The sequence below is a fragment of the Streptomyces laculatispora genome, assembly GCF_017353455.1.
Classification (GTDB): Bacteria; Actinomycetota; Actinomycetes; order Streptomycetales; family Streptomycetaceae; genus Streptomyces; species Streptomyces laculatispora.
In genome coordinates this window covers 1-5,658 of record NZ_JAFMPZ010000239.1, presented here as the reverse complement: position 1 = coordinate 5,658, position 5,658 = coordinate 1, and the positions used below count along the sequence as shown (strand labels likewise).

The following is a 5,658-nucleotide window of genomic DNA, read 5'->3' as shown; positions in this document are numbered from 1 at the left end:
CCCGTCCGGCGATTGAGGACATCGTTTCCGCGCACAACAAAGCTGCCCCCGCCCCCCGTTGAAGGGGAGGCGGGGGCCGCGGGGGCCGTGCGGGGTCAGGCCGTCGTCAGCGGCCTGATCGCCGTCGGCGCGTGGCCCGGCTCCGACGCGACGTCCTCGAACTCGTTGACCGACGCGATGTCCGTACCGCTCATCGCGATGTTCGTGACCCGCTCCAGGATCGCCTCGACGACCACCGGCACCCGGAACTCCGCCGCCAGCTTCTTGGCCTCCTCGAAGGCCGGGAGCAACTGGTCCGGCTCGGTGACCCGGATCGCCTTGCAGCCCAGGCCCTCGACGACCTTGACGTGGTCCACGCCATAGGCGCCCAGCTCCGGCGAGTTGATGTTCTCGAACTCCAGGTTGACCTGGAAGTCGATGTCGAAGTTGCGCTGCGCCTGGCGGATCAGCCCCAGGTAGGAGTTGTTCACCAGGACGTGCACGTACGGGATGTTGTGCTGCGCGCCGACCGCCAGCTCCTCCAGCATGAACTGGAAGTCGTAGTCACCGGAGAGCGCGACGACGGAGCCCTCGGGGTCGGCCGTCGCGACGCCCAGCGCGGCCGGGATGGTCCAGCCGAGCGGGCCCGCCTGACCGCAGTTGATCCAGTGGCGCGGCCGGTAGACGTGCAGCATCTGCGCGCCCGCGATCTGGGAGAGGCCGATCGTGGTGACGTACCGGGTCTCGGGACCGAAGGCCCGGTTCATCTCCTCGTACACCCGCTGCGGCTTCAGCGGCACGTGGTCGAAGTGCGTACGGCGCTGGAGGGTCGCCCTGCGCTCCTGCGTGGACGCGGCCCACTGCGAGCGGTCCTTCAGCTCGCCGGCCGCCTTCAGCTCGCGCGCCACCTCGACGAACAGCTCCAGCGCCGCCTTGGCGTCGGAGGCGATACCGAGGTCGGGGGCGAAGATCTTGCCCAGCTGGGTGGGCTCGATGTCGACGTGGACGAACTTCCTGCCCCGCGTGTAGACGTCCAGCTTGCCGGTGTGACGGTTGGCCCAGCGGTTGCCGATGCCGAGGACGAAGTCGGACTCCAGGAAGTTCGCGTTGCCGTAGCGGTGCGAGGTCTGGAGGCCGACCATGCCGGCGTTCAGCTCGTGGTCGTCGGCGAGGATGCCCCAGCCCATCAGGGTCGGGACGACCGGGACGCCGGTCAGTTCGGCGAACTCCACCAGGAGTTCGGACGCGTCGGCGTTGATGATGCCGCCGCCCGCGACGAGCAGCGGCCGCTCGGAGGCGTTCAGCATCTCCAGCGCGCGCTCGATCTGCTTGCGGCTCGCGGCGGGCTTGTGCACCGGCAGCGGCTCGTACAGATCGGGGTCGAACTCGATCTCGGTCAGCTGCACATCGATCGGCAGGTCGATGAGGACCGGGCCGGGACGGCCGGTGCGCATGAGGTGGAAGGCCTGCTGGAAGACGCCGGGGACCTGCGCGGCCTCCAGGACGGTGGTGGCCGCCTTGGTGACCGGCTTGGCGATCGACGCGATGTCGACGGCCTGGAAGTCCTCCTTGTGGAGGACGGCGGTCGGGGCCTGGCCGGTGATGCACAGGATCGGGATCGAGTCGGCGATGGCGGAGTAGAGGCCGGTGATCATGTCGGTGCCGGCGGGTCCCGACGTACCGATGCAGACGCCGATGTTCCCCGGGCGGGCCCGGGTGTAGCCCTCCGCCATGTGGGAGGCGCCCTCGACGTGGCGGGCGAGCGTGTGATGAACCCCGCCGGAGGCCTTGAGGGCCGCGTAGAAGGGGTTGATCGCCGCGCCCGGCACACCGAACGCGTTGCTGACGCCTTCGCGCTTGAGGATCTCAACTGCCGCTCGGGCAGCGGTCATTCGAGGCATTGAGTGCTCCTGCTCGGACCTGGGTGGAGTCGGGCTCTGTCGCGCCACCTGAGAGCGCCAATTCCGCATTACGGAAAATTGATTCTGCTATACGGAAGCAAATCTAAAGTGCGCCCGGACCGTCGTCAAGAGAGGCGGCGGAGTGCGGCCCGAGCGGAAGCGGCCTCGCGAAGTGGCTCAAGTCCCTCCCCGGGACCTCGCTCTTGGTGGAGCATGGGGGTACGGAGCGGAGCCGGCCCGGATTCCGGGCCGCCCGCGGTCCGTGCGGCGGAAGGAGGCCATGGTGGAGTCAGTGCCGGTACGGTGCCCGGCCTGCCGCCGCGACCACATGTACGTCACACCCACCTACCCGTGCCCGTGCGGCTCCCCGACCGCCCCGCCGCTGTTGCGCGACGCCCCCGTCACGGCGATCACCCACCGCACCTGGAACGACGACTGGGTGACGGTGCGCTGCCGCGCCTGCGGGCGTCACGACCAGTGGCCGCAGCCCGAGCTGTGCTGCCCGTGCGGTGCGGTGCTGCGGATCCCGGTCCGCCCGGTGGCGTCCCCCGGCCGCCCGCCGGGGACCGGGTCGCGGCCGGTGCGCCCGTCGCACATCCCGCTGCCGCGTACGGCCGCGGCCCCGAGGCCGGCGTTCCGGCCGCTGACGATCCGTACCGCACGCGACGCGGTCGGCGCCGCCGCGCTGTATCTGAAGTGGCTCGGCTACCGGGATGTCGTCCAGCCCGCCGAACGCCCCTCGTCCCGGATCGACCTACGGGCGGCGGGGCTGATCGCCCAGGTCGACTCCACCACCAGGGCCACCGCACTGCGCGATGTCGAATGCCTGTGGCTCAACGCGCTGAGCGCCTCGGTCTCCGCGGTGCTCTTCTCGCTCGCCGGCTACGCGCAGGAGGCCCGGGAGCGCGCGGACGGGCTCGGCATCCCGCTCTTCGTCATGGATCTCACCGGGACCCCGCAGCCGGTGAACAGCCCGGCGGACGAACTCGTCAGCACGGGCGCCTGAGCGCGGACCCGTACCGCCCGGCGGGCAGCCCGTTCCATAATCAGGTATGCGCATCCGCCCCGCCCGACGCCCGGATCTCCCGCTGCTCCAGGACATCGAGCGTGCCGCCGGAGAGCCCTTCCGCTCCCTCGGCATGTCCTGCGTGGCCGACGACGAGCCGCCGCCCCTGGACGTCCTCGACGAGTACCGCCGGGCCGGCCGCGCCTGGGTGACCGTCGGCGCCGACGACCGGCCACTGGGCTATCTCGTCGCCGACCCGGTCGACGGCGCCGCCCATATCGAGCAGGTCTCGGTCCACCCGTCGGCCGCCCGGCGCGGACTGGGCGGCGGCCTCATCGTCCATACGGAGAGCTGGGCGGCTGCCGAGGGCCTGGCCGCGCTCACCCTCACCACGTTCTCCCACGTCCCGTGGAACGCGCCGTACTACGCCCGGCTCGGCTTCCGCGCGCTGGCGGAGGCCGAACTCACGGACGGGCTGCGGAAGATCCGGGCCGAGGAGGCGGAGCACGGGCTGGACCGGTGGCCGAGGCTCTGCATGCGGCGCGACGTGCCGCACCTCACAGAAATCAACCGGCCACAGTGAGTGCTATCGGTCACGTTCGAGCCAGGGGCCACAGATGTTCGGTCGGTTGTCGGTGGCGGGCCTTACAGTGGGGCGCATGGTCTTAACTCCACGGCTTTCTCCACCCACACCCAATGCGCCGGCGCACGCCCCGCAGCACGCACACCTCGCCCAGCCGACCCACCCCGCCGCCGTCGAGGCTAACGAGGCGATCCGCGCGCTCGTCGACGCCCGCGCCGGGCAGGACTGGTCATCCGTGGAGTCCGCCGCGTACGAGGTGCTCCTGATCGAGTGGGCGGCCGCCACCCGGCACGCCGTCACCGGCGACATCATTGAGGCCGCCTGACGGCGCCCGGTCCCTACCGGCCGTAGTTCTCACGCAGTTCGATCTTCCGGACCTTCCCGCTGACCGTCATCGGGAAGGTTTCGAGGATCTCCAGCAGCCGCGGCACCTTGTAGTGCGCCAGCTGTCCGCGGCAGAACGCCGCCACCTCCTCCAGGGTCGGCGGGTCCGCCGGGTCCCCGGGAACGACGCAGGCCAGGATCTCCTCGCCGTACCGCTCGTCCGGCACCCCCACGACCTGCACATCCGCGATCTTGGGGTGGCCGTAGAGGAACTCCTCGATCTCGCGCGGATACACGTTCTCGCCACCGCGGATGATCATGTCCTTGATCCGGCCGACGATCTGCACATAGCCGTCCTCGCGCATCACCGCGAGGTCCCCGGTGTGCATCCAGCGCCCCGCGTCGATCACTTCGGCGGTCCGCTCGGGCTGCTCCCAGTAGCCGAGCATCACGCTGTAGCCGCGGGTGCAGAGTTCGCCCGAGGCGCCGCGCTCCAGCGTCACGCCCGTCGCCGGGTCGACGACCTTGACCTCGATGTGCGGCAGCACGCGGCCGACGGTGCCGGTGCGGCGCTCCAGGTCGTCGTCGCGGCGGGTCTGGGTGGAGACCGGGGAGGTCTCCGTCATCCCGTAGCAGATGGACACCTCGTCCATGTGCATCTCGGCGACGACCCGCTTCATCACCTCGACCGGGCAGGGCGATCCGGCCATGATGCCGGTCCGCAGCGAGGAGAGGTCGTACGAGGCGAAGCCGGGGAGGTTCAGCTCGGCGATGAACATGGTGGGAACGCCGTACAGCGAGGTGCAGCGCTCCTGCTGGACGGCGGCCAGCACGGCGGCGGGCTCGAAGGCGGGGGCCGGAATCACGATGCAGGCGCCGTGCGAGGTGATGCCGAGGTTGCCCATGACCATGCCGAAGCAGTGGTAGAAGGGGACCGGCAGACAGACCCGGTCCTGCTCGGTGTAGGCGACCAGCTCCCCCACGAAGTAGCCGTTGTTGAGGATGTTGTGGTGGGAGAGGGTGGCGCCTTTGGGGAAGCCGGTGGTGCCCGAGGTGTACTGGATGTTGATCGGGTCGTCGCAGGACAACTGGGCCTCGCGTGCGGCGAGTTGTTCCGGGCTCACCGATCCTGCGGCCGTCCGCAGCTCGTCCCAGCTGGGGTCGCCGATGTAGTGGACGGCGCGCAGCGCGGGGCAGTTCGCGCGGACCACGTCCACCAGGGCCCGGTAGTCGCTGGTGCGGTGCGCGAGCGTGGCGACCAGGATCGAGATCCCGGCCTGCTTCAGCACGTACTCCAGCTCGTGCGCCCGGTACGCGGGGTTGATGTTGACCATGACGGCGCCGATCCGAGCGGTGGCGTACTGGACGAGCACCCACTCGGGGCAGTTGAGCGCCCAGATCCCGACCCGGTCCCCCTTGGCCACCCCGGACGCCATCAGCGCACGGGCCAGCTCATCGACGTCCGCGCCGAGTTCCGCATACGTCCAGCGTCGCCCGGAGGCCACGTCGACCAGCGCCTCGCGCTCACCGAACGCCTCGGTCGCCCGGTCGAGGTTGCGCCCGATGGTGTCGCCGAGCAGGGCGGTGGCGCCGGTGCCGTGGGCGTAGGACAGCTCGGTCACGTCAGGTCCCCCTCGGCGTACTCCGTGCCCGTGCCCCGGGCCGTGGCCTCACGCAGCTCGATCCGGCGGATCTTTCCGGAGACGGTCTTGGGCAGCTCGGCGAACTCCAGCCGGCGGATCCGCTTGTACGGGGCGAGGACGGCACGGGAGTGCGCGAAGAGCACCTTGGCCGTGTCGGGTCCGGGCTCCCAGCCCTCGGCGAGCACGACGTACGCCTTCGGGACGGCGAGCCGTACCGGGTCG

The 5,658-nt window shown here is 70.6% G+C and carries 6 protein-coding genes; 3 read left to right on the top strand and 3 right to left on the bottom strand.

The window, feature by feature from the left end; genetic code table 11:
• Positions 1 to 95 precede the first annotated feature (95 nt).
• Positions 96 to 1,871: a glyoxylate carboligase gene (gcl, locus tag J1C73_RS13480; protein ID WP_207316578.1), complete on the bottom strand. Its 1,776-nt coding sequence runs from the start codon at positions 1,869 to 1,871 to the stop codon at positions 96 to 98.
• A gap of 292 nt (positions 1,872 to 2,163) precedes the next feature.
• Between gcl and J1C73_RS13475 the strand changes: the two genes are divergently transcribed.
• The 3 genes from J1C73_RS13475 to J1C73_RS13465 all read left to right on the top strand — a co-directional run bounded on the left by J1C73_RS13475 (position 2,164) and on the right by J1C73_RS13465 (position 3,794).
• The gene (locus tag J1C73_RS13475) at positions 2,164 to 2,886 is read left to right on the top strand and encodes a hypothetical protein (protein WP_207316579.1); all 723 of its coding nucleotides are present in this window, start codon (positions 2,164 to 2,166) and stop codon (positions 2,884 to 2,886) included.
• Between the two features lie 46 nt (positions 2,887 to 2,932).
• The gene (locus J1C73_RS13470; protein WP_207316577.1) at positions 2,933 to 3,469 is read left to right on the top strand and encodes a GNAT family N-acetyltransferase; all 537 of its coding nucleotides are present in this window, start codon (positions 2,933 to 2,935) and stop codon (positions 3,467 to 3,469) included.
• A 76-nt stretch (positions 3,470 to 3,545) separates the two neighbouring features.
• Positions 3,546 to 3,794 carry a hypothetical protein gene (locus J1C73_RS13465; protein ID WP_207316576.1) on the top strand — a complete coding sequence of 83 codons (249 nt, stop codon included), beginning with the start codon at positions 3,546 to 3,548 and terminating at the stop codon, positions 3,792 to 3,794.
• Positions 3,795 to 3,807: 13 nt separating this feature from the next.
• Here J1C73_RS13465 and J1C73_RS13460 read toward each other — a convergent pair whose 3' ends face one another.
• Together J1C73_RS13460 and J1C73_RS13455 are read right to left on the bottom strand one after the other, a co-directional pair.
• The gene (locus J1C73_RS13460) at positions 3,808 to 5,415 is read right to left on the bottom strand and encodes an AMP-binding protein (RefSeq protein WP_207316575.1); all 1,608 of its coding nucleotides are present in this window, start codon (positions 5,413 to 5,415) and stop codon (positions 3,808 to 3,810) included.
• A partial coding sequence (locus tag J1C73_RS13455; RefSeq protein ID WP_443732219.1) for an AMP-binding enzyme occupies positions 5,412 to 5,658 on the bottom strand: 247 nt, incomplete at its 5' end. The genes J1C73_RS13460 and J1C73_RS13455, both read right to left, overlap by 4 nt.

Coding starts and splice junctions, on each gene's coding strand:
- gcl (WP_207316578.1), bottom strand. CDS start 1,871: ATGACCGCTGCCCGAGCGGCAGTTGAGATCCTCAAGCGCGAAGGCGTC.
- J1C73_RS13470 (WP_207316577.1), top strand. CDS start 2,933: ATGCGCATCCGCCCCGCCCGACGCCCGGATCTCCCGCTGCTCCAGGAC.
- J1C73_RS13465 (WP_207316576.1), top strand. CDS start 3,546: ATGGTCTTAACTCCACGGCTTTCTCCACCCACACCCAATGCGCCGGCG.